Source organism: Pseudomonas sp. (genome assembly GCF_033723075.1).
Taxonomy (GTDB): domain Bacteria; phylum Pseudomonadota; class Gammaproteobacteria; order Pseudomonadales; family Pseudomonadaceae; genus Aquipseudomonas.
Genome location: NZ_JAWVXU010000024.1, coordinates 1 through 23460 on the forward strand (window position 1 = coordinate 1; position 23460 = coordinate 23460).

Here is a 23460-nt window from a genome sequence, read left to right on the forward strand (position 1 = left end):
CACCCGCGCGTTGATCTTCTCGCACAGCTCGACGTAGGGCTCGTAGGCCAGCACCTGGAAACAGGTGTGAGTGAGCTTGGTCAGCTGCTCCTGCACCGCGGCGATGACTTTGGGGTGCAGGTGGCCGGTGTTGAGCACCGCGATACCGCCGGCGAAGTCGATGAACTCGCGACCCTCAACATCGGTGACCGTGGCGTTCTGCGCCCGGTCGGCGAAGATCGGGTGGATCTGCCCCACGCCGCGCGGAACGGCAGCTGTGCGGCGTTGCATCAGGGATTCGTTGGTCTTGCTCATGCTGTCCTCATCGGAATTGCAGGTTGTTCAGGTGGTGGAAGACGCTTCGCGGTCTTCCACCCTACGGATTTAGGGCAACGCTTTTGCTGCAATTTATAGAGCGTAGCGAGCGAAGGTCAGACCCCGCCAACGCCGTATGGCCGAGCGCAGTAGCTCTTAGATCCCCAGACAGAGGTATTTGATTTCCAGGTATTCATCCAGACCGTACTTCGAACCTTCACGACCCAGGCCCGAGGACTTCATGCCGCCGAACGGCGCCACCTCGGTGGAGATCACCCCGGTATTGATGCCGACCATGCCGTATTCCAGCGCCTCGGCCACGCGGAACACCCGACCGAGGTCGCGGGCGTAGAAGTAGGCGGCCAGGCCGAATTCGGTGTCGTTGGCCTGGCGGATCACCTCGGCCTCGTCCTGGAAGCGGAACAGCGGCGCCAGCGGGCCGAAGGTTTCCTCGCGCGCCACGGCCATCTCGGCGGTCACGCCACTGACGATGGTCGGCTCGAAGAAGTTGCCGCCCAGGCGCTTGCCGCCGGCGACCAGGGTCGCGCCCTTGTCCAGGGCATCACGCAGGTGACGCTCGACCTTGGACACCGCCTCGGCGTTGATCAGCGGCCCGGTGGTGATGCCCTCCTGCATGCCGTTGCCGACCCGGAGTTTGGCCACCGCCACCTGCAACTTGGCGGCGAAGGCGTCATACACGCCGTCCTGCACATACAGGCGGTTGGCGCAGACGCAGGTCTGCCCGGCGTTGCGGTACTTGGAAATGATCGCGCCCTCCACCGCCGCATCCAGGTCGGCGTCGTCGAAGACAATGAAAGGCGCGTTGCCGCCCAGCTCCAGCGAGAGCTTCTTCAGGGTCGGCGCGCACTGCTGCATCAGTTGGATGCCGACTGCGGTCGAACCGGTGAACGACAGCTTGCGCACGATGGGGTTCGCGCACAGCTCGGCGCCGACCTCGCGGCTGCTGGCAACATCCGCCGGGATCACGCTGAGCAAGCCGGCAGGAATACCCGCGCGCTCGGCCAGAGCAGCCAGGGCTAGGGCCGAAAACGGCGTCTGCGGCGCCGGCTTGAGCACCATGGCGCAGCCCACCGCCAGGGCCGGACCGGCCTTGCGGGTGATCATGGCGCTGGGGAAGTTCCACGGCGTGATGGCCGCGGTGACGCCCACCGGCTCCTTCTGCACCAGGATGCGCTTGTCCGTGGCATGGCCGGGGATCAGATCGCCATAGGCGCGCTTGGCCTCCTCGGCGAACCACTCGATAAAGGAGGCGGCGTAGGCGATCTCGCCGCGGGCCTCGGCCAGCGGTTTGCCCTGCTCGGCGGTCATGATCCGCGCCAGGTCTTCCTGGTTGGCCATGATCAGTTCGAACCACTGACGCAGGTGACCCGCCCGCTCTTTCGCCGTCAGCGCACGCCAGGCCGGCTGGGCGGCTTGCGCGGCGGCGATGGCGCGACGGGTTTCACCGCGGCCCATGTTCGGCACGCTGCCGATCTTTTCGGCATTGGCCGGATTGAAGATCTCGGTACGCGCGCCGCTGTCGGCTTCGCACCACTGGCCGTTCACATAGGCCTGCTGACGCAGCAGGCTGGGGTCCTTCAACTCAAGGCTCATGCGGATTCTCTTGTTCATTTGGCGATCAAGTGGGTTGCTGGGTGCGCAGTTTCTCGCTGCGCCCGCGCAGCCATTCCAGGGTCAGCAACAGCAGGATGGAGAAGCCGATCAGCAGGGTCGCCGCCGCGGCGATGGTCGGCGACAGGTTCTCGCGGATGCCGCTGAACATCTGCCGCGGCAAGGTGGCCTGCTCCGGGCCGGCGAGGAACAGGGTCACCACCACTTCATCGAAGGAGGTGGCGAAGGCGAACAGCGCGCCACTGATCACCCCGGGGGCGATCAGCGGCAGGGTCACCCGGCGGAACGCGGTCAGCGGCGAGGCGCCGAGGCTGGCAGCGGCACGCACCAGGTTCTGGTTGAAGCCCTGCAGGGTGGCCGACACCGTGATGATGACGAAGGGCACGCCCAACACCGCATGCACCACGATCAGCGAGAAGTAGCTGTTGCCCAGGCCCAGCGGGGCGAAGAACAGGTAGCTGGCCACCCCGACGATCACCACCGGCACCACCATGGGCGAGATCAGCAGGCTCATCACCAGCGCCTTGCCGCGGAACTCGCCGCGGGTCAGGCCGATCGCCGCCAGGGTGCCGAAGACCATGGCCAGCACGGTGGCGGCCGGGGCGATGATCAGGCTGTTCTTCAGCGAACGCATCCAGTCGGCGGACATGAAGAAGTCCTCATACCAGCGCAGGGAAAAGCCCTGCAGCGGGTAGACCAGGAAGGTGCCGGAGTTGAACGACAGCGGGATGATCACCAGTACCGGCAGGATCAGGAACAGCAGCACCAGCGCGCAGAGGCTGCGCAGGCTGTAGTACCAGACGCGCTCGACGGGTGACAGGTGGGGGCTCAGCATAGATCTCTCTCCATCCTAAGGTTGTCCTCGCCCGGCGGGCGAGGACGACAAGGTCATGCCAGGCGCAGCCGGCTTGCGCCGACCAGCCAGCTGTAGACCACGTAAAGCACCAGGGTGGCGCCCAGCAGCAGGCCGCCGAGGGCCGTGGCCATGCCCCAGTTGATGGTGTTGTTGGTATAGAAGGCGACGAAATAGCTGATCATCTGGTCGCTCGGGCTGCCCAGCAGCGCCGGGGTGATGTAGTAGCCGATCGACAGGATGAACACCAGCAGGCAGCCGGCGCCGACCCCGGCCAGGGTCTGCGGGAAGTACACCCGCCAGAAGCTGGCGAAGGGGTGACAGCCCAGCGACACCGCCGCACGCATGTAGGTCGGCGAGATGCCCTTCATCACGCTGTAGATCGGCAGGATCATGAACGGCAGCATGATATGCACCATGGCGATGTACACCCCGCTGCGGTTGAACACCAGCTGCAGCGGCTCGTCGATGATGCCCAGCGACAGCAGCGCACCGTTGATCAGGCCGCCCGACTGCAACAGCACTATCCAGGCCGCGACCCGCACCAGGATCGAGGTCCAGAACGGCAGCAGCACCAGGATCATCAGCAGGTTGCTCTGCCGGGTCGGCAGGTTGGCCAGCAGGTAGGCCAGCGGGTAGGCCAGCACCAGACAGATGCTGGTGATCACCAGGCTCATCCAGAAGGTGCGCACGAAGATGTCCAGGTAGATGGCCTGGTCCGGGGTGGCGCTGGCCAGCTCGCCGAGATCATCGATGCGATGGTCGAGGGCGGCCAGCAGGTAATAGGGGGTGATGCTCGAATCGTTGCGGCGGATCACCTGCCAATAGGCCGGGTCGCCCCAACGCTCGTCCAGGCCTTCCAGAGCGTCCTTGTAGGACTGCGGTTCACTGGCGAAGGGCAGCGCACGGGCGGTGCTGCCGATCAGACTGCGAAAGCCGGCCAGCTCCATGTTCAGCCGCTTGGACAGATCACCCAGGCTGCGCTGTTTGTGCGCCTCGACGATATCCAGGGCCATGGCGCGATAGACCGCCTCGTCCGGCAGCGCCTTGCCGTTCCATTCGGCGATGGCCTCGACGGTAAGCGGCAGGCTGGCGACCACTTCCGGGTTGTCCACACTGCGCCAGAGCAAGGCACCGATGGGCACCAGGAAGGTCAGCAGGAGAAACACCAGCAGGGGCAGGATCAGGGCCTTGGACTTCAGCCGATTGAAGCGTTCGGCACGGGCCAGACGCTGCTTGAGACTGGGACTGGTGATGGGCAGGTCGGTGACAGGCATTACGCTGGCCATGGAAAACTCCGCATGCAACGGCCGCACGAGGCGACGGGTAAACACAGGCATGGCCCCGGCCTTGCGGCCGGGGTCAGGGTGACTTTAGTTGCGCGCAGCCCAGGCGTTGAAGCGCTGTTCCAGCTGCTCGCCGTAGTCGGCCCAGAAAGTCACGTCGATGGCCACCTGATCCTTGATGTTTTCAGGTGTGGTCGGCATCAGGTTCAGGCGCTCGGGCGCCAGCAGGTCGATGGCCTGTTTCTTGGCCGGGCCGTAGGCGATGTTTTCGGCGAAGACTTTCTGCGGTTGCGCTTGCACCGAGAAGGCGATGAACTGCTTGGCTTCTTCCTGATTCTTCGCGCCCCGCGGGATGGCCCAGGAATCGAAGTCGTAGATGCCACCGTTCCACACCACCTGCAGGTTGCTTTCGGCCTGCACTGCGGCGATCCGACCGTTGTAGGCCGAACTCATGACCACGTCGCCCGAGGCCAGGTACTGCGGCGGCTGGGCGCCGGCTTCCCACCACTGGATATGCGGCTTTAGCTCATCCAGTTTGCGGAAGGCCCGGTCGACGCCTTCACGGGTCGCCAGCACCTTATAGACCTCGGTCGGCGCCACGCCATCGGCCATCAGGGCGAATTCCAGGGTGTACTTGGCGCCCTTGCGCAGGCCGCGCTTGCCGGGGAATTTCTCCACGTCCCAGAAATCGACCCAGCCGGTCGGCGCGCCGCTGAGCTTGTCGGCGTTATAGGCCAGCACCGTCGACCAGACGAAGAAGCCCACGCCACACGGCTGGATAGCGCCGTCGATGAAATCGTCCGGGTTGCCGAACAGCGCCGGATCGAGCGGCTCGAACAAGCCCTCGTCACAGCCGCGGGCCAGCTCGGGCGATTCCACTTCGAGCAGGTTCCAGTTCACGCTGTTGGTGTCGACCATGGCCTTGACCTTGGCCATCTCGCCGTTGTACTGGCCGGCCAGGATCTTGTTGCCGGTGCTTTTCTCGAAGGGTTCGTAGAAGGCCTTGACCTGCGCCTCCTTGCTCGCACCGCCGAATGAAATCGCAGTCAGGTCGGCCGCCATCGCCGGAACTGCAAGGGCCACCCCAACGGCCAGGGCCGCAAACTTCAGGGATTTCGACATTGTTGTTATCTCCTCTGTGTCACATGGGTAAGGATGAAGCACTGTCAGAACGGGTTCAGTCCGGCTGCTGTGGATCGAGGGCGCGGACGTGCTCGACATGCCAGCCGAGCGGCACCAGATCGCCAACGGCCAGAGCGATGTCCAGCTCGGCCACCGGCTGCTTGATGTAGAAATCGCTTTTGCCGCAGACCTCCATGCGGATCCGTACGTGGTCGCCCAGGTAGATGACCTCGGCGACGCGCCCGGAGAAGCGGTTCGGGCAGGCCTCGCTGTGGCCGTTCAGGCGGATCCGCTCGGGGCGTACCGACAGGGTCACCGGCTCGCCCGGCTGACCGACATTGACCGCCAGCGCCTCGATCCGCTCGCCGCGGGCCAGGCCGACCACGCAGCGCTCGCCATCGCGGCTGATCAGGTGGCCGCTGAGGCGGTTGTTCTCGCCGATGAAGTTGGCGACGAAGGTATTGCTCGGCTGCTCATACAGGGTGCGCGGATCGGCGATCTGCTGGATCTCGCCCTGGTGGAACACCGCGACCCGATCGGACATGGTCAGCGCCTCGCCCTGGTCGTGGGTGACGTAGACCACGGTCACGCCCAGACGCTGATGCAGGTGCTTGATCTCCATCTGCATGTGCTCGCGCAACTGCTTGTCCAGCGCCCCAAGGGGTTCGTCCATCAGCACCAGTTGCGGCTCAAAAACCAGGGCGCGGGCCAGGGCCACACGCTGCTGCTGGCCGCCGGAGAGTTGCCCGGGGTAGCGGTTGCGGAAGCTGTCCAGTTGCACCATCGACAGCGCCTTCTTGACCCGCTCACTGATGTCGGTGCGCGACAGACCGCGCACACTCAGCGGAAAGGCCAGGTTCTCGGCCACCGTCATGTGCGGGAACAAGGCGTAGTTCTGGAACACCATGCCGATATCGCGCTTGTGCGGTGGCAGCTTGGTCAGCGAGCGACCGCCGAGGAGGATTTCCCCGGCGGTAGGGGTTTCGAAACCGGCCAGCATCATCAAGCTGGTGGTCTTGCCCGAACCGGACGGCCCGAGCAGGGTGAGGAACTCGCCCTTGCGGATGTCCAGATTGAGGTCCTTGACGATCAGATTCTCGCCGTCATAGCTCTTCTGCACACCGCGAAAACTCACCAACACATCGTTTGCCTGAGACTCGGACATCACCGCACCCTTTGTTGTTGTCTGTACGTCGTTGGCTACAGACTAGGGGCAGCGCGGCAGTGAAAAAATCGGGCAGGATGACGACCTGTCATCAGATCGACGGAGAGTTTGCTGTAGGAATCGCCCTACAAAAGCCAAGGATATCCGTCAGGCAGCGGATGCGAGGCACGCCGGCTCGGAGGCTGTGGCAATATCGAGCGCCGACGCGAGGGGTGTTTCACACCCGCTCAGACCAGGCGGTGTTCCATGGCATAACGCACCAGGTCGGCCATCGAGTGCACCCCGAGCTTCTGCATCAGGCGCGCCTTGTGGGTACTCACGGTCTTGTTGCTGATCGCCAGATGCAGGGCGATGTCGTTGACCCCTTCGCCGCGCACCAGGCGCTCGAACACCGAGAACTCGCGCTCCGAGAGCTGGGCATGGGGCGGCCGCGAATCGGTCAAACCGACCTCGAAAACCATGCGATCGGCCAGCTCGGGATCGATGTAGCGAGCACCGCCGGCCACCTTGCGGATGGCGCTGATCAACAGCGCCGGGTCGCTGTCCTTGGTCGCATAACCGGCGGCACCGATCTTCAGCGCGCGGGCGGCCATCTGGGTTTCGTTGTGCATCGACAGCACCAGGATCGCCGGCCCGTTGGCCAACGCGCGGATCCGTGGAATCGCCTCCAGGCCATTGACCCCGGGCATGCTGATATCCAGCAGCACCACGTCGCAGACGGTCTTGCGCAGGCAGTCGAGCAACTGCTCGCCGTTGCCGGCCTCGCCCACCACCTCGAGGTCGCGGGCCATACCGATCAGCTGCTTGATGCCTTCACGCACGATGGCGTGGTCCTCAGCCACTATTACCCGAATCACGCCACTTCCTCCTCGGCCACCGCCACTCGTGCGCACAGCGTAGTCCCCTCGCCGGGCTGGCTGTCAATCTGCAACTGGCCACCGAGCATCAATACCCGCTCCTGCATGCCCACCAGGCCGAACGACTGCCCCGGCTTGCGCTGCTCGGGCGCGAAGCCTTTGCCGTCGTCGCTGACGCACAGGCACAGCTCGCCGCCCTCCAGGCGCAGACTCACCTGTACGCTGTGCGCGCCGGCGTGGCGCATGATGTTGGTCAGCGCCTCCTGAAGAATGCGAAACAGGCCGATGGCCTTGGCATCGCTGAGTGTCGGCAGGTTTTCCGGCACCTCGACCATGCACGGGATCTGGGTGCGCGCCTCGAAGCGGCGTACCTGCCACTCGATGGCCGAGGCGATGCCGGCATCGAGAATCGGCGGGCGCAGCGCCGTGGCCACATCGCGCACCAGCTGAAACAGCTGGGCGATCAGGCGCTTCATGTTCTGCAGGTGCTGATCCAGCGCCGGCAGCTGGCCGGAGCAGACCAGCTCGCACATGGCAGTTTCCAGCTTGAGCACGGTGAGCACCTGGCCCAGCTCGTCGTGCACCTCGCGGGCGATGCGCGCCTTCTCCTCCTCGCGCACGCTCTCCAGATGCGCCGACAGCTCACGCAGGCGCGCCCGCGACTCGCCCAGCGCCAGCTCCACCTGCTTGTTCTCGGTGATGTCCCAGACGACCCCGTCCCACACCACCCGGCCCTCGCCCAGGCGTCGCGCGGTGGCCTTGATATCGGCCCAGCGCAGCTGACCGGCGCGGGTGAGAATGCGCCCCTGCCACTGCCAGTCGCTGTCGCCGGCCAGGGCCGCGCCCTGGCTGCGCCGGTAGCTGGCCTGATCATCGGGATGCACCAGGCTGCGCAGGCCGCGGTCGGCGCGTTGCAACTCGACGGCCGGATAACCGACCAGCTCGGCACTGGCCTCGCTGATATAGGCAAACACCACCTGCTGTTCGAGCGCGCTACGCTCCAGGCGAAACACCAGGCCGGGCACATTGCTGGCGATGCCCTTGAACCGCGCCTCGCTCTCCTGCAGGGCGGCGCGGGCGCGGCGGCGCTCGGTGACATCGGCGAGGAACACCACCAGGTATTCCGCCCGATCGAAGCGCAGGAAGCTCAGCGACACATCCACCGGCAAGCCGCTGCCATCGGCGCGCAGGCACTCGGTCTCGAAGCCCGGCAAGGCCTCGCCGCTGCTGCGCGCCAGCTTCCACAGGCTCAACCAGCGATCCATATCCAGGCTCGGTTCCAGCGCCTGTAACGGCCGCTCCACCAGGGCCCCGCTGGTGTAGCCGAGCATGTCCTCGGCGGCGCGGTTGGCATAACGCACATGGCTGTCCCAATTGACCCAGAGAATGCCCACGGTGCTGTGGTCGATGGAGAACTGGCTGAGGCGCAGGGCCTGCTCGGCCACCTCGCGCTGGCTCAATTCCTGGCGCACACCGAGCAGTTGACGCTCCAGGCTGCGACGCTGCTGGCGCAGGTGCAGGACGATGGCCGCGGCGCTGAGCAAGGCCAACAACAGCAACAACGCAAGACCGCGCCAGAAGGCCAGGGATTCGCCGATCTGCGGGTATTTCAACGGCAGCCAGCGCTCGCGCAGACGCTCGATCTCACGCCCGGGCATGGCCTCCAGGGTCCGCTCGAGGATTTCCGCCAGCAGCGGCTCGTCGCGCCGACTGGCGATGCGCAGCAACTGCGGCAGACCGATATCGCCGACGATGCTCAGGGCGGCGAACTGCGGCTCGCGCAGCAGCAGGCTGAGGCGCGCCTCGTCGACCACCGCGTAGCTGACCTCCTGGCGCAACAGGCGCAGCAGGCCCACCCGCTCCGAGCTCACCGCCTGCAGGCGCAAATTGTTGTGGGTCTTGTACAGGTACTCGAACACCGCGCTCGGCTCGCGCACCGCGACCAGTTCATCGTGCCCCAGGCGGTCGAGGTCGACCGCACTGATACCGCGCTGCTCACTCACCACCAGGTGTGGCACCCGCATATAGGGCGCGGAGTAGAGCCACAGCCGCAGGCCGCGCGGGGTCTGCTGCAGCCCCGGCGCGAGATCGACCTCGCCACGCCGCAGCGCTGCATCCAGCGCGTCCTGGTCGGCGAAACGCAGCCACAGCGGCTCGACCTGCATACCCTGCAGCACGCGCGTCATCAGTTCGACGTTGGCTCCGGAAAGTCGCTGCAGACGCCGGTCGTACAAGGCCCAGGGTGCCTGCATGAGCAGACCCACGCGCAGCTTCCGGTGCTCGGCGAGCCAGGCCTGCTGCTCGGCCGTGTAGAGCGGACGCAGGGGCATCACCGAGCCTTCAGCCCAGGCAAACAGCGGCCACACCAGCAATACAACGAGGATGCGCGACCAGATAGGAGTCATAGCCAACATTACTCTGCCAGGGCAGCGGGATAGAATTCGCCGATTGTGAAAATTTCCAACGCCGGCGCGAGAGCGACTCCAGGCGTTCGTCCCAGACGAGGGTTTTTCACGGCCGCTCATACCTTACTCCAGTCCAGGCCCGGCTCGCCAAGGGATAGCGCTGACAAAGCGCCCCGCACGCAGTAGGCTGAGGCGCTCATCGTTTTGCCCTGGAGTCGTCCATGCCCCGCGCCACCCGCCCCCTGCTGGCAGCCCTGAGCCTGAGCCTGCTCCTGCCGATCGGCTCGCCGCTGCAGGCCGAAGAGCCCGGCACCACCGGCGAGGCCGCCAGCGACCAGGGCGCAGCGCTTGATCCGCCCGCAGCAGACCCGCAGCGCCCGCCACAAACCGAGCGCAGCGCGGATGCCGCCCGCGCGCTGGGCCGCCATCTGCCCAGCCAGGAACAACAGGTGCTGCAGGCCGGGGATGAATCCTTCCTGGCCCTGTGGCTACCCGCCAATACGGCCGAAGCCCATGGCGTGGTGGTGCTGGTCGCCGGCGCTGGCGAAAGCGCCGACTGGCCCAAGGTCATCGGCCCGCTGCGCCACAAACTACCGGATGCCGGCTGGCATAGCCTGACCCTGAGCCTGCCCGACCCGCAGGATGCCCTGCCGTCGGCACCCGACACCAAGGCCACAGACGCGCCAGCGGCGAGCGCTGCGCCGGCACCGCTCGACACCGACCCTGGCGCTGCTGACGAGCCGCTGCCAGGCGCCGACGCCGCGCCAGCCGACCCGAGCCCCCAGACCGATCAACCCGTGGAAGCCCCCGGCGAACGTCACGCCCGGCGCATCAAGCAACGCATCAGCGCGGCGCTGGAACTGGCCCGCCAGCAGCAGGCCAAACACATCGTGCTGCTCGGCCATGGCAGCGGCGGTTACTGGAGCACGCGCTACCTCAGCGAAGAGCAACCTGCCGACGTGCGCAGCCTGCTGCTGGTGGACGTCAAGCCAGCAGCCGAGGCCAGCCCGGCACTGGACGAACTGCAATCCGGCCTCAAGCTGGCCACCGGCGACTTCTACTACCAGGATCGACAACTCGAGCGCGACGCCGCAGCCAGACGCGCCCAGGCCAGCACGCGCCAGGAGCACCCGGCCTATACCCAGGTGGCCCTCAAGGCCTTGCCGGGCAACCCCGAAGTCGAACAGGAACAGCTCTACCGTCGCCTGCGCGGCTGGCTCACGCTGCAACTGAAGGCGCGCTGAACGGCCCTAACGAAAGCCGCGATGCTGGCGAACCAGCCCGTAGGCCTGGTGCAGTTCGCGGGTCTTTTCCGTGGCTTCGCGCAGTCGCTCAGGCGATACCCCGCTGCCGGCCAGCTTGTCCGGGTGGTGGCGGCTCAACAGCCGCCGGTAGGCGCGCTTGATCTGCGCCGGCTCGCTATCGGCGCTCACCCCGAGCAAGCGTAGCGCCTGCTGATAGCTACCTCCGGTGGCCGCCACCGAAGCTTGCTTCGGTGCATAGGCCGCACTCAGCACTTGCTGGGTCGCCATCGACACGGCCAACCACTTGCCCCAGAGCAGAATCAACTCGCGCTCGGCCTGACTGACCTGGCCGTCCACCCAGGCCATGCGCCAGCACGCACGCAGCAAGGCTTCGGCCTGTGCGCGCTGGCGCCGCAGAGGTGCGCGCAGGCCGTCACGCCCGGTCTTGCCACGGGCGAAGGCTTCGACCGCCCGCTGCCGGCCCGCCGCATCCAGGCCCAGGCGCTGCATCTCGGCACGGGCCTGGAGGATATGCGCCTGCAACACCCGGCCATCGCACTTGGCCAGGCGCCCGAGCAGGACAAACAGCAACGCCTCGTCACCCGGATGTGGCTTGCCGCCCAGCCGTTCGCGCAACGCCGCCCAGCTGTGCAAGCGCAAACGCCGATCCACTGCCTGACCGAGCAGCCCCCCCAGCAAAGCGCCGGGAATGCTGGCAAGGGCCAGGCCGCCAACGGCACCGAGCAGCGTCGCCGGCCAGAGCATCTCAGTGCCCCGCGGCGAGCAAACGCTCGACTTCGGCCAGGCGCTCATGGGTGCCGACATCGACCCAGCGCCCGGCGAAACGCTCGCCGCTCACCAAGCCTTCGCCCATGGCGCGGCGCAACAGCGGGGCCAGCTTGAATGCACCCGGCTGGCAAGCGGCAAACAAGGCCGGGGCCAACACGGCGATACCACTGTAGGTCAGGCTCGGCTGATCGGCGTGCGCCTCGCCGACCTGCTCGGTGTACAAGGCAAAATCGCCAGTGCGGTGATGCGGCGGATTATCCACCAGCACCAGATGAGCCAGCCCCGCCAAGGGTCGACGCAGCTGGGCAAAGGGGTAGTCGGTGAAGATGTCGCCATTGACCAGCACAAAAGGCTGATCGCCCAGCAGCGGCAGCGCGCGGAAAATTCCACCGCCGGTTTCCAGCGGCTCGCCTTCGGCCGAATACTGAATACTCAGGCCAAACTCCGCGCCATCGCCCAGGTAGTCCTCGATCTGCTGACCGAGCCAGGCATGGTTGATCACCAGTTCGCGGAAACCGGCGGCAGCCAGGGCGCGCACGTGGTACTCGATCAAGGGCACACCGGCGGCCTGGACCAGCGGTTTCGGTGTATGCAGGGTCAAGGGCCGCAGACGTTCGCCCTTGCCGGCGGCGAGAATCATCGCCTTCATGCCGGCACCGCTTCGGCCTGGGGCAGGCTGGCGAACAGCTCGCCCAGCTCGGCCAATTCCGGACGGCGCGCCAGCACGGCGTCTATATAAGCGAAGAAACGCGGCACATCGCCGAGGTAACGGGGCTTGCCGTCACGGTGGCAGATCCGCGCGAAGATGCCGATCACCTTGAGATGCCGCTGCACGCCCATCAGGTCGCTGGCGCGCAGGAATTCGTCCAGTTCGGCCTGCACCGGAATCCCCGCAGCACCAGCCTGCTGCCAGTAGCCCGCGAGCCAGTCGCGCACCCGCGCCTCGGGCCAGCTGAGAAAGGCATCCTTGAACAGACAGGTGACGTCGTAGGTCACCGGACCGTAGACCGCATCCTGAAAGTCCAGCACCCCCGGGTTCGGCGTGCTGAGCATCAGGTTGCGCGGCATGTAGTCGCGGTGCACCAGCACCTTGGGCTGGGCCAGGGCGCTGTCGATCAGCAGCGTGCAGATACGCTGCCAGGCGGCCTGTTGCGCCTCGCTCAGCTCGACGCCCAAGTGACGCTGCACGTACCACTCGGGAAATAGCTGCAACTCGCGGCGCAGCAAGGCATCGTCATAGCTCGGCAGCGGCGCATCCATCGGCAACCGCTGAAAGGCCAGCAAGGCCTGCAGCGCATCGTCGAACAACTGGTCGGCGTTCTGCGTGTCGATTACCTCCAGGTAGGTCTGCCGCCCCAGATCGCTGAGCAAAAGAAAGCCCCGTTCCAGGTCTGCCGCGAGGATCTGCGGCACATTGACCCCGGCCGTGGCCAGCCGCTCGGCGACCTTGACGAAGGGCCGGCAATCCTCCTGCGGCGGCGGTGCATCCATCAGGATCAGGCTGCGGCCATCGCCCTGCCAACGGAAATAACGGCGGAAACTGGCGTCACTGCTGGCAGGCGTCAGGGTACCGAGCGGCACCTCACCCCAACCGTGGGCGGCGAACAAGGCCGGCAGTTGCTGGTCGAGCCAATGATTGAGGAGTTGCAGGCGTATATCTTCATCAGGCATTACAAGGGTCTCCGACGGCGCTAGCCGTTGCGCGGGTCATGCTTTATTATCCAGCATCTTTTTCAGCCCATCGAGAGGCGTGCGGCCCCTGGGCCTAATGCGCGCAGGAAGCCCGGATAACAAGATGGCAGTAAAATACCCTAGGTTCCGCAAAAAATTCCCCCTTCTGGTAACTGGCGGCCTGCTGGCCTTGCAGCCACTGACCAGCCAATTCGCTGTCGCTGCAGAGCAGTACGACTGCCAGGCATCCGCTACCGGGGGTTGGGCATGCGCCCCGAAAACCAGTAGCGCTGCCGTGCCGGAGCGGCCCGTGCCAAAAGATACCGTCACGGCCCAGCGCCAGGACAGTTCTGACGCACGTCGAGCCTCCCGCGCCACCCTGGTCACGGAGAGTGGCGGAAAAGCCCTGGCTTCGCGTAGCGCCGACTACAGTCACCTCGACTGGGTACCCCGCGAGAACCTGAGCGAAGCGCAACTGGCGGAAGTCGGCCCCTACTGTGCGGGCGGTTATGTCGAGCCGAGCCGGCCGGGGATGAACGACCAGACGCCGATGAATCAGGCGCCAATGTTCATTGGCGCCAAAGCCTCGCGCTACGAACAGGAACAGCAGGTTGCCACCCTGGCCGGCGATGTTGTATTGCGCCAGGCCGGTATGCAGGTCGAGGCCGACGAAGCCAACCTGTATCAGGCCGAGAATCGCGGCGAGCTGATTGGCAACGTGCGCCTGCGCGACCAGGGCATGCTGGTGGTCGGTGATCGCGCCGAACTGCAACTCGACAACGGCGAAGCCAAGATCGACAACGCCGAGTATGTGCTGCACAAGAGCCATGTACGCGGCAGTGCGCTCTACGCCAAACGCGAAGAAACCGCAGTGATCCGCCTGAAAGACGGCACCTATACCTCCTGCGAGCCGGGCAGCAATACCTGGCACCTGAGGGGCAATAACGTCACCCTGAACCCGGCCACCGGCTTCGGCACCGCGACCAACGTGACCCTGCGGGTGAAAGACTTCCCGGTTTTCTACACCCCCTATATCTATTTCCCGATCGACGATCGCCGTCAGTCCGGCTTCCTGCCGCCGAGTATCAGCAGCTCCAGCGATAACGGCCTGACGCTGCAAACGCCCTACTACTTCAACCTCGCGCCGAACTACGACGCCACGCTCTATCCGACCTACATGAGCGACCGCGGTCTGCTCATCGAAGGCGAGGGTCGCTACCTGACCAAGAGCAGCGAAGGCCAGTTTGGCGCGGCTTACCTCGACGACAGCAACGACGACCGCAAACTGCAGTCGGAGTACGAAGACCAGCGCTGGCTCTATAGCTGGCAACACAAGGGCGGTCTCAACTCGCGCCTGCTGGCCGAGGTCGACTACACCGACATCAGCGATCCTTATTACTTCCAGGATCTGGACACCGATCTCGGCATCGACACCGCCACCTATGTCAACCAGCGCGGCACCCTGACCTATCGCGGCGGCAGCTATACCGCGCGGCTCAATGCCCACGCCTACGAACTGGCCAATATCACCGATATCACGCCGTACGACCGCCTGCCGCAGATCACCCTGGACGGCGCCCTGCCATTCCAGCCGGGCGGTCTGAACATCAGCTACGGCAGCGAACTGGTGCGCTTCGACCGCGACTTGCGTAGCGGCAGCTTTATCAATGAAGAGGGTGTAGCCGAACAACCCTGGTACGACGCCAACCTGCGTGGACTGGCCCGCGCCAACGGCACTCGCCTGCACCTGGAGCCGGCCGTCAGCCTGCCGCTGAACTGGAGCTGGGGCTTTCTCAAGCCCCAGGTCAAATACCTGCAGACCAGTTACGACCTGAGCCTCGATCAGCAGGGCAAAAACAGCCTGCTGGCCGAGCAGGAGTTCGACAGCAGCCAGGATCGTGGCGTCCCGATCTTCAGCGTCGACAGCGGCCTGTACTTCGACCGCAACACCGAGTGGTTCGGCAAGTCCTATCGCCAGACCCTCGAGCCGCGGCTGTTCTACCTCTATGTCCCCGAGGAAGACCAGACCGACATTCCGGTCTTCGACACCGGCGAAAGCACCTTCAGCTACTCCTCGCTGTTCCGCGAGAACCGCTTCTCCGGCAAGGACCGCATCGGCGACGAAAACAAACTGTCGCTGGGCGTCACCAACCGCTGGATCGAGAGCAACGGTTTCGAGCGCCAACGCTTCAGCATCGGCCAGGCCTTCTACTTCGAAGACCGCCAGGTGCAGATGCCGGGCATCGACTACCGCACGCGTCAGGACGCACAGGCCTCGCAATCGCCTTACGCCCTGGAGTACCTGTATCGCTTCAACCGCGACTGGCGCTTCTCCTCGGACTTCAACTGGGATCCGGACACCCACCGCACCCGCTCGGGCAGCGCGATGTTCCACTACCAGCCGGAAGACAATCCGAACAAGGTGGTCAATGCCGGCTACCGCTACCGCAACGACACCATACGGTTTGACCAGACCAGCGGTAACTGGGTGATAGGTGGCGGCGACTTCGGCACCCCGGGCAGCGCCAACTTCATCAAGGACTACTACAAGGTCAGCCAGCATGACTTCTCGGTGATCTGGCCGATCGTCCCGCAATGGAGCGTGATCTCCCGCTGGCAGTACGATTATAGTCGTGATCGCACCCTCGAAGCCTTCGGTGGCTTCGAGTACGACAGCTGCTGCTGGAAACTGCGCCTGATCAATCGCTACTGGATCGACTATGACGAAGTCAGCCTGAACCCGTCGCTGAATGATGAGCCAGACCGTGGCATTTTCCTGCAAATCGTCCTCAAAGGCTTGGGCGGCGTGACAGGCAACAAGGTTGAGACTTTCCTCGATCAAGGCATTCAAGGTTATCGTGAACGTGAAGATCAAGCTTTCTGATTGCGTGCGCCCGCTACTGCTGGGCGCACTGTTTCTGGGTGCGGCGGCGCAAGCCGAAGTACAACCCCTCAATCGCGTCGTGGCTATTGTCGACAATGACGTAGTCATGCAGAGCCAGCTGGACGCACGCGTACGCGAAGTGCAGCAAACCATCGCCAAACGCGGTGCAGAACTGCCGCCGGAGCAGGTGCTCAGCCAGCAGGTGCTGGAGCGCCTGATCATCGAGAATATTCAGCTGCAGATCGGCGACCGCTCCGGCATTCGCATCACCGATGAAGAACTCAACCAGGCACTGGCCAGCATCGCCCAGCGCAACGGCATGAGCCTCGACCAGTTCCGCGCGGCCCTGGCGCAGGACGGCCTGTCCTATGCCGACGCCCGCGATCAGGTGCGCCGCGAGATGATCATCAGCCGCGTGCGCCAACGCCGGGTAGCCGAGCGCATCCAGGTCACCGACCAGGAAGTGCAGAACTTCCTCGCCTCCGACCTCGGCAAGATGCAACTGTCGGAAGAGTTCCGCCTGGCCAACATCCTCATCCCACTGTCGGACGGCTCGTCCCCGCAAGAAATCCAGGCCGCTGAGCGCCAGGTGCAGGAACTGCATCAGCAGCTGCGCGACGGTGCCGATTTCGCCCAGATGGCCATTGCCCACTCGGCCAGCGAGACCGCCCTTGAAGGCGGCGAAATGGGCTGGCGCAAAGCGGCGCAACTGCCGCCGCCATTCGACGCCATGCTTGGCGCGATGGCGGTCGGTGACGTCACCGAGCCCATGCGCACTCCCGGCGGCTTCATCATGCTCAAGCTCCTGGAAAAACGTGGCGGCGGCACCCAGGTACTCGAAGAAGTCAACGTTCGGCACATCCTCATCAAGCCCAGCGAGATTCGCAGCGAAGCGGAAACCAAACGCCTGGTCGAACGCCTGCATGAGCGCCTGCTGGCCGGCGAAGATTTCGCCGAACTGGCGAAGAGCTTCTCCGAAGACCCGGGCTCGGCGCTCAACGGTGGCAGCCTCGACTGGATCGACCCCGGTGCGCTGGTGCCGGAGTTCCGCGAGGTGATGAGCAAGACCGCCAGCGGCGAGCTGTCGAAACCGTTCAAGAGCCCTTACGGCTGGCATGTGCTGCAGGTTGTCGGCCGCCGCGCCACCGATGGCAGCGCGCAGTTCCGCGAGCAACAGGCCTTGACCGTGCTGCGCAACCGCAAGTACGACGAAGAACTGCAAGCCTGGCTGCGGCAGATCCGCGACGAGGCCTACGTCGAAATCAAGCTGTAGGTAACACCGAGCAAATTAAAGCCCGGCGCCTGCCCCTCGCAGCGCCGGGCTTTTTTCGTTCCGCAGCAGGCGCGGCGTAAACTGGCACTGCCCGCCTCGATGCCCACCCCGAAGGCACAACCGAGAACCTGCCCATGACTGCACAACACCTCTTCGCACTGACCCCCGGCGAGCCGGCGGGCATCGGCCCCGACCTGTGCCTGCTGCTCGCCCGCCAGGCCCAGCCCCATGCGCTGATCGCCATCGCCAGCCACGACCTGCTCGCCGAACGCGCTCAGGGCCTGAACCTGGACATTCAGCTGATCGAGGTCGGCCCCGGCAACTGGCCGAGCGCTCCCGCGCCGGCCGGCAGTCTGTTCGTCTGGGACACACCGCTGACGGCAGCCGTGCAGCCCGGCCAACTGAACCCGGTCAATGCCGGCTACGTGCTGGAAACCCTTACCCGCGCCGGCCAGGGCTGCCTCGACGGGGATTTCGCCGGCATGATCACCGCACCGGTGCACAAGGGCGTGATCAACCAAGCCGGCATCCCCTTCTCCGGCCACACCGAGTTTCTCGCCGAACTGACCCATAGCGAACAGGTGGTGATGATGCTCGCGACCCACGGTCTGCGCGTGGCCCTGGTGACCACCCACCTGCCGCTCAAGGATGTCGCCGCCGCCATCACCGCCGAACGCCTGACCCGGGTCAGCCGCATCCTCGACCATGACCTGCGCACTAAATTCGGCATCCCCCGGCCACGCATCCTGGTCTGCGGTCTCAACCCGCACGCCGGCGAAGGCGGCCACCTCGGGCGCGAGGAGATCGAGATCATCGAACCGACCCTCGAGCAATTGCGCGGAGAAGGCATCGACCTGGTCGGCCCACTGCCAGCCGACACCCTGTTCACCCCCAAGCACCTCGAGCACTGCGACGCCGTGCTGGCGATGTACCACGACCAGGGCCTGCCGGTACTCAAATTCAAGGGCTTTGGCGCCGCGGTCAATATCACCCTGGGCCTGCCGATCATCCGCACCTCGGTCGACCATGGCACGGCCCTAGACCTGGCCGGCAGCGGCAAAATCGACACGGGCAGCCTGCAGGTCGCCCTGGACACCGCCTATCAGATGGCGGACAGCCAGCACTGAGCGGCAAGCTGCACGCCAGGCGGGGTGCCGTTCCCGGGCGCAACTGGTAAGCTGCGCGTCTTTGCATTAATGCTTTCAGCGCTTGCTTGATGCTTGCAGCTTGAGGCTTGGAGCTGCCCCAGATGTCAGACCACCACCGCGCGCGCAAGCGTTTCGGCCAAAACTTCCTGCACGACGCCGGGGTCATTCACCGCATCCTGCGCGCCATCCATGCCCGTGAAGGCGAACGCGTGCTGGAAATCGGCCCGGGCCAGGGCGCCCTCACCGAAGGCCTGCTCGACAGCGGCGCGCAGCTCGACGTGATCGAACTGGACCGCGACCTGATCCCGATCCTCAATGCCAAGTTTGCCGCCGAGCCGCGCTTTCAGCTGCATCAAGGCGACGCCCTGAAGTTCGACTTCAGCAGCCTCGACCCCGCGCCCCATAGCCTGCGCGTGGTCGGCAACCTGCCGTACAACATCTCCACCCCGCTGATTTTCCACCTGCTGAACAACGCCGCATTGATCCGCGACATGCATTTCATGCTGCAGAAGGAAGTGGTCGAGCGTCTGGCGGCAGGCCCGGGCGGCAAGGACTGGGGCCGGTTGTCGATCATGGTGCAGTACCACTGCCGGGTGGAGCATCTGTTCAATGTCGGCCCCGGTGCGTTCAATCCGCCGCCCAAGGTCGACTCGGCTATCGTGCGCCTGGTGCCGCACGAGGTGTTGCCCCATCCGGCCAAGGACCACCGCCTGCTCGAGAACGTGGTGCGCGAAGCCTTCAACCAGCGCCGCAAGACCCTGCGCAACACGCTCAAGGCCCTGTTGACCGCAGAGGAAATTGAAGCGGCTGGCGTCGATGGCAGCCTGCGCCCCGAACAGCTGGATCTGGCGGCCTTCGTACGCCTGGCCGATCGGCTGGCCGAACAACCCAACGCTGTTTGAGCCAGTTAAACTGGCTCATCGCAACGACTGCGAAGGATGCTCGAGACGAGCTTACGAGGTGTGAATGAGCCTTTCGAGACACTATGTCCCGGCCCATTCGTAACGCCGCAATTTCCAGAGCAGCAGCTATCAAGCAGGTTTTGTCCATGTCAGATCCCCGTTACCAGGTCGACGTCAGCGTCACCACCCGTTACCTGCCGGAACAGTCGCAGCCGGAGCAGAACCGCTTCGCCTTCGCCTACAACGTGACCATCGTCAACCAGGGTCAGTTGCCGGCCAAACTGCTGTCTCGTCACTGGCTCATCACCGATGGCGACGGCCACGTGCAGGAGGTGCGTGGCGCTGGCGTGGTCGGCCAGCAACCGCTGATCGCGGTCGGCGAGCGCCACACCTACAGCAGCGGCACCGTCATGGCCACCCGCGTCGGCACCATGCAGGGCAGTTACCAGATGCTCGCCGAAGACGGCAAGCAGTTCGATGCCTTTATCGCACCGTTCCGCCTGGCGGTACCAGGCTCGCTGCACTGATGGCGACTTATGCCGTCGGCGACCTGCAAGGCTGCCTGAAACCCCTGCAATGCCTGCTGCAGCGGGTCGCCTTCGACCCCGCCATAGATCGTCTATGGCTGGTTGGCGACCTGGTCAACCGCGGCCCGGAATCGCTCGCCACCCTGCGCTTTCTCTATCAGATGCGTGATGCGCTGACCTGCGTGCTGGGCAACCATGACCTGCACCTGCTGGCCGTCGCGTCCAATATCGAACGGCTGAAGAAGAGCGACACCCTGCAGGAGATTCTCGACGCGCCGGATCGCGCCGACCTGCTCGACTGGCTGCGGCGGCAGAAGCTGCTGCATTATGATGCCGAACGCGACATCGTCCTGGTGCATGCCGGCATCCCGCCGCAATGGTCGCTGTCCAAAGCCCTCAGGCGCGCGGCCGAGGTCGAGGAAGCCCTGCTCGACGACGCGCGCTTTCCACTGTTCCTCGATGGCATGTACGGCAACGAGCCGGCCAAGTGGGACAAGGATCTGCATGGTGTGACCCGCCTGCGGGTGATCACCAACTACTTCACACGCATGCGCTTCTGCACGGCCGATGGCACCCTGGACCTGAAAAGCAAGGAAGGCGTCAGCAGCTCGCCACCTGGTTATGCGCCCTGGTTCAGCTACAAACAGCGCAAGACCCGTGGGCAGAAGATCATCTTCGGCCACTGGGCGGCTCTGGAAGGTCGCTGCGATGAACCCGGCCTGTTCGCCCTGGACACCGGTTGCGTGTGGGGTGGAGCCCTGACCCTATTGAATATCGACAGCGGCGAACGCCACCGCTGTGACTGCAGTGAGGTGCATACATGAGCGAGTTCACCCGTATCCCCCCATCCGCGGCTCAAACTCTGCGCCAGCAAGGCGCCGTCGTGGTCGACATCCGCGATCCGCAGAGCTTTGCCGCCGGCCATATCAAAGGCTCGCAACACCTGGACAATCACTCGCTGCATGACTTCATCGCCAAGGCCGATCTCGACCTGCCGCTGATCGTCAGCTGCTACCACGGCAACTCCAGCCAGAGTGCCGCTGCCTACCTGGTCGGCCAAGGCTTCAGCGCGGTGTACAGCCTGGATGGCGGCTTCGAACTGTGGCGCGCGACCTTCCCGGAAGAAACGGCGCAAACGCCCGACGAATAAAAATTTATTCACCCCTCAAGACCACGCCAACACTGGGCTACCGCCCGCCCCTAAGCAGCGGTAATATCCAGATATCGTTCGTGGCCACTTGACCTTGCCGATTCCGAACTATCCTTTAGCTCAGGCCATCCAAAACTAAGGTAGAGCCGGCCAGCCGGCATCCGGGCCATCGGTAAGACCTTTAGGTGTTCTGGGGGATTTTCCTAGGCTGATGTGTCAGCCGATCACCCGCACCCGCACGACCGATGCCACGGCGGCTCCAAGCATCGAGCGAGGTGAAGTTATGAGCATATTCAGCCACTTCCAGCAACGTTTCGAGGCTACCCGGCAGGAGGAATACTCCCTGCAGGAATATCTCGAACTGTGCAAACAGGATCGCAGCGCCTACGCCACGGCTGCAGAGCGTCTGCTGCTGGCGATTGGCGAGCCTGAATTGCTCGATACCTCAAGCAACTCACGGCTGTCGCGGATCTTCTCCAACAAGGTGATCCGCCGCTATCCGGCCTTCGCCGACTTCCACGGCATGGAAGAATGCATCGACCAGATCGTCTCCTACTTCCGCCATGCCGCCCAGGGCCTGGAAGAGAAGAAGCAGATCCTCTACCTGCTCGGCCCGGTTGGCGGCGGTAAATCGTCGTTGGCGGAAAAGCTCAAGCACCTGATGGAAAAGGTGCCCTTCTATGCCATCAAGGGCTCGCCGGTGTTCGAATCGCCGCTCGGGCTGTTCAACGTCGATGAGGACGGCGCCATCCTCGAAGAGGAATACGGCATTCCGCAGCGCTACCTGAGCAGCATCATGTCGCCCTGGGCGACCAAGCGCCTGACCGAGTTCGGTGGCGACATCAGTCAGTTCCGCGTGATCAAACTGTACCCCTCGATCCTCAACCAGATCGCCATCGCCAAGACCGAACCGGGTGACGAGAACAACCAGGACATCTCCGCGCTGGTCGGCAAGGTGGATATCCGCAAACTCGAGGAGTTTCCGCAGAACGACGCCGACGCCTACAGCTATTCCGGTGCCTTGTGCCGAGCCAACCAGGGGCTGATGGAATTCGTCGAGATGTTCAAGGCACCGATCAAGGTGCTGCACCCACTGCTGACCGCCACCCAGGAAGGCAACTACAACAGCACCGAGGGGCTGGGGGCGATTCCCTACAGCGGCATCCTGCTGGCCCACTCCAACGAGTCGGAATGGCACAATTTCCGCAACAACAAGAACAACGAGGCGTTCATCGACCGCATCTACATCGTCAAGGTGCCCTACTGCCTGCGCGTCACCGACGAAATCAAGATCTACGAAAAACTCCTCACCAACAGTTCCCTGGCCAAGGCCCACTGTGCGCCGGACACCCTTAAGATGCTCGCCCAGTTCTCCGTATTGAGCCGCCTGAAGGAGCCGGAAAACTCGAACATCTACTCGAAGATGCGCGTCTATGACGGTGAAAACCTCAAGGACACCGACCCCAAGGCCAAGTCGATCCAGGAGTACCGCGACAATGCCGGTGTCGACGAGGGCATGAACGGCCTGTCGACCCGCTTCGCCTTCAAGATCCTGTCCAAGGTGTTCAACTTCGACCCGCACGAGATCGCCGCCAACCCGGTGCACCTGCTCTATGTGCTGGAGCAGCAGATCGAACAGGAACAGTTCCCCGCAGAAACCCGCGAGCGCTACCTGCGCTTCATCAAGGAGTACCTGGCGCCGCGCTACATCGAGTTCATCGGCAAGGAAATCCAGACCGCCTACCTGGAGTCCTACAGCGAATACGGGCAGAACATCTTCGACCGTTACGTGCTCTACGCCGACTTCTGGATTCAGGACCAGGAATACCGCGATCCGGAAACCGGTGAAATCCTCAACCGCGTTGCGCTCAACGAGGAACTGGAGAAGATCGAGAAACCGGCCGGCATCAGCAACCCGAAGGACTTCCGCAACGAGATCGTCAACTTCGTGCTGCGCGCCCGCGCCAACAACAACGGCAAGAACCCGACCTGGCTCAGCTACGAGAAGTTGCGCGTGGTGATCGAGAAGAAAATGTTCTCCAACACCGAGGATCTGCTGCCGGTCATCAGTTTCAACGCCAAGGCGAGCAAGGAGGATCAACAGAAACACAACGACTTCGTCACTCGCATGGTCGAGCGCGGCTACACCGACAAGCAGGTACGCCTGCTGTCCGAATGGTATCTGCGGGTTCGTAAATCGCAGTAAGGCAGCCATAAGCGACAAGCTTCAGGCTGCAAACAACAGCGACCGCGGGACA

At 64.3% G+C, this 23460-nt stretch carries 20 protein-coding genes; 9 read left to right on the forward strand and 11 right to left on the reverse strand.

Annotated elements, in window-relative coordinates; translation table 11 throughout:
• The 8 genes from R3355_RS21210 to R3355_RS21245 form a co-directional block, all read right to left on the reverse strand.
• Window positions 1-294: aminotransferase class III-fold pyridoxal phosphate-dependent enzyme (locus R3355_RS21210; protein ID WP_318963044.1), on the reverse strand; the 294-nt coding region annotated here is incomplete at its 3' end.
• A 156-nt stretch (window positions 295-450) separates the two neighbouring features.
• The gene (gene gabD / locus R3355_RS21215; protein ID WP_318963045.1) at window positions 451-1908 is read right to left on the reverse strand and encodes an NADP-dependent succinate-semialdehyde dehydrogenase; all 1458 of its coding nucleotides are present in this window, start codon (window positions 1906-1908) and stop codon (window positions 451-453) included.
• Between the two features lie 25 nt (window positions 1909-1933).
• Window positions 1934-2761, reverse strand: a complete 828-nt coding sequence (locus tag R3355_RS21220) for an ABC transporter permease (RefSeq protein WP_318963046.1) — start codon at window positions 2759-2761, stop codon at window positions 1934-1936.
• Window positions 2762-2814: 53 nt separating this feature from the next.
• Window positions 2815-4056, reverse strand: a complete 1242-nt coding sequence (locus tag R3355_RS21225; RefSeq protein ID WP_413243556.1) for an ABC transporter permease — start codon at window positions 4054-4056, stop codon at window positions 2815-2817.
• Window positions 4057-4152: 96 nt separating this feature from the next.
• Window positions 4153-5187 (reverse strand): ABC transporter substrate-binding protein, encoded by a 1035-nt coding sequence (locus R3355_RS21230; protein WP_318963050.1) that lies wholly within the window; start codon window positions 5185-5187, stop codon window positions 4153-4155.
• A 55-nt stretch (window positions 5188-5242) separates the two neighbouring features.
• The gene (locus R3355_RS21235) at window positions 5243-6352 is read right to left on the reverse strand and encodes an ABC transporter ATP-binding protein (protein WP_318963052.1); all 1110 of its coding nucleotides are present in this window, start codon (window positions 6350-6352) and stop codon (window positions 5243-5245) included.
• 227 nt (window positions 6353-6579) lie between these two features.
• Window positions 6580-7209, reverse strand: a complete 630-nt coding sequence (locus R3355_RS21240; protein ID WP_318963053.1) for a response regulator transcription factor — start codon at window positions 7207-7209, stop codon at window positions 6580-6582.
• On the reverse strand, window positions 7206-9614 hold the full coding sequence (locus R3355_RS21245; RefSeq protein ID WP_318963054.1) for a PAS domain S-box protein: 2409 nt from the start codon (window positions 9612-9614) through the stop codon (window positions 7206-7208). Before R3355_RS21245 ends, R3355_RS21240 begins: the two co-directional genes overlap by 4 nt.
• A 221-nt stretch (window positions 9615-9835) precedes the next feature.
• On the opposite strand from R3355_RS21245, the gene R3355_RS21250 reads away from it, so the two are divergent.
• Entirely contained in the window at window positions 9836-10858 is a 1023-nt protein-coding gene (locus tag R3355_RS21250; protein ID WP_318963055.1) for a DUF3530 family protein, read from the forward strand.
• A 6-nt stretch (window positions 10859-10864) separates the two neighbouring features.
• On the opposite strand, the gene R3355_RS21255 is transcribed toward R3355_RS21250, so the two are convergent.
• Genes R3355_RS21255 through R3355_RS21265 form a run of 3 tightly spaced genes read right to left on the reverse strand, consistent with a single transcriptional unit; the run spans window position 10865 to window position 13318 of the window.
• A complete protein-coding gene (locus tag R3355_RS21255) occupies window positions 10865-11623 on the reverse strand; it encodes a DnaJ domain-containing protein (RefSeq protein ID WP_318963056.1) in 759 nt (252 codons plus the stop codon).
• A 1-nt stretch (window position 11624) separates the two neighbouring features.
• On the reverse strand, window positions 11625-12296 hold the full coding sequence (gene murU / locus R3355_RS21260) for an N-acetylmuramate alpha-1-phosphate uridylyltransferase MurU (RefSeq protein WP_318963058.1): 672 nt from the start codon (window positions 12294-12296) through the stop codon (window positions 11625-11627).
• Window positions 12293-13318 carry an aminoglycoside phosphotransferase family protein gene (locus R3355_RS21265; protein ID WP_318963059.1) on the reverse strand — a complete coding sequence of 342 codons (1026 nt, stop codon included), beginning with the start codon at window positions 13316-13318 and terminating at the stop codon, window positions 12293-12295. The genes murU and R3355_RS21265 overlap by 4 nt, the downstream gene beginning before the upstream one ends.
• A 124-nt stretch (window positions 13319-13442) precedes the next feature.
• Here R3355_RS21265 and R3355_RS21270 point away from each other — a divergent pair, with 124 nt between their 5' ends.
• From R3355_RS21270 to R3355_RS21305, 8 genes are all read left to right on the forward strand, one after another.
• A complete protein-coding gene (locus R3355_RS21270) occupies window positions 13443-16202 on the forward strand; it encodes an LPS-assembly protein LptD (protein WP_318963060.1) in 2760 nt (919 codons plus the stop codon).
• A complete protein-coding gene (locus R3355_RS21275) occupies window positions 16183-17475 on the forward strand; it encodes a peptidylprolyl isomerase (protein ID WP_318963061.1) in 1293 nt (430 codons plus the stop codon). Before R3355_RS21270 ends, R3355_RS21275 begins: the two co-directional genes overlap by 20 nt.
• 134 nt (window positions 17476-17609) lie before the next feature.
• A complete protein-coding gene (pdxA, locus tag R3355_RS21280) occupies window positions 17610-18602 on the forward strand; it encodes a 4-hydroxythreonine-4-phosphate dehydrogenase PdxA (protein ID WP_318963062.1) in 993 nt (330 codons plus the stop codon).
• A gap of 122 nt (window positions 18603-18724) precedes the next feature.
• Entirely contained in the window at window positions 18725-19525 is an 801-nt protein-coding gene (gene rsmA, locus R3355_RS21285) for a 16S rRNA (adenine(1518)-N(6)/adenine(1519)-N(6))-dimethyltransferase RsmA (RefSeq protein WP_318963064.1), read from the forward strand.
• A gap of 146 nt (window positions 19526-19671) precedes the next feature.
• The gene (gene apaG, locus R3355_RS21290) at window positions 19672-20052 is read left to right on the forward strand and encodes a Co2+/Mg2+ efflux protein ApaG (protein ID WP_318963065.1); all 381 of its coding nucleotides are present in this window, start codon (window positions 19672-19674) and stop codon (window positions 20050-20052) included.
• On the forward strand, window positions 20052-20876 hold the full coding sequence (locus R3355_RS21295; RefSeq protein ID WP_318963066.1) for a symmetrical bis(5'-nucleosyl)-tetraphosphatase: 825 nt from the start codon (window positions 20052-20054) through the stop codon (window positions 20874-20876). Before apaG ends, R3355_RS21295 begins: the two co-directional genes overlap by 1 nt.
• The gene (glpE, locus tag R3355_RS21300; RefSeq protein ID WP_318963067.1) at window positions 20873-21202 is read left to right on the forward strand and encodes a thiosulfate sulfurtransferase GlpE; all 330 of its coding nucleotides are present in this window, start codon (window positions 20873-20875) and stop codon (window positions 21200-21202) included. Before R3355_RS21295 ends, glpE begins: the two co-directional genes overlap by 4 nt.
• Window positions 21203-21485: 283 nt before the next feature.
• Window positions 21486-23408 (forward strand): PrkA family serine protein kinase, encoded by a 1923-nt coding sequence (locus R3355_RS21305; RefSeq protein ID WP_318949721.1) that lies wholly within the window; start codon window positions 21486-21488, stop codon window positions 23406-23408.
• Window positions 23409-23460 lie beyond the last annotated feature (52 nt).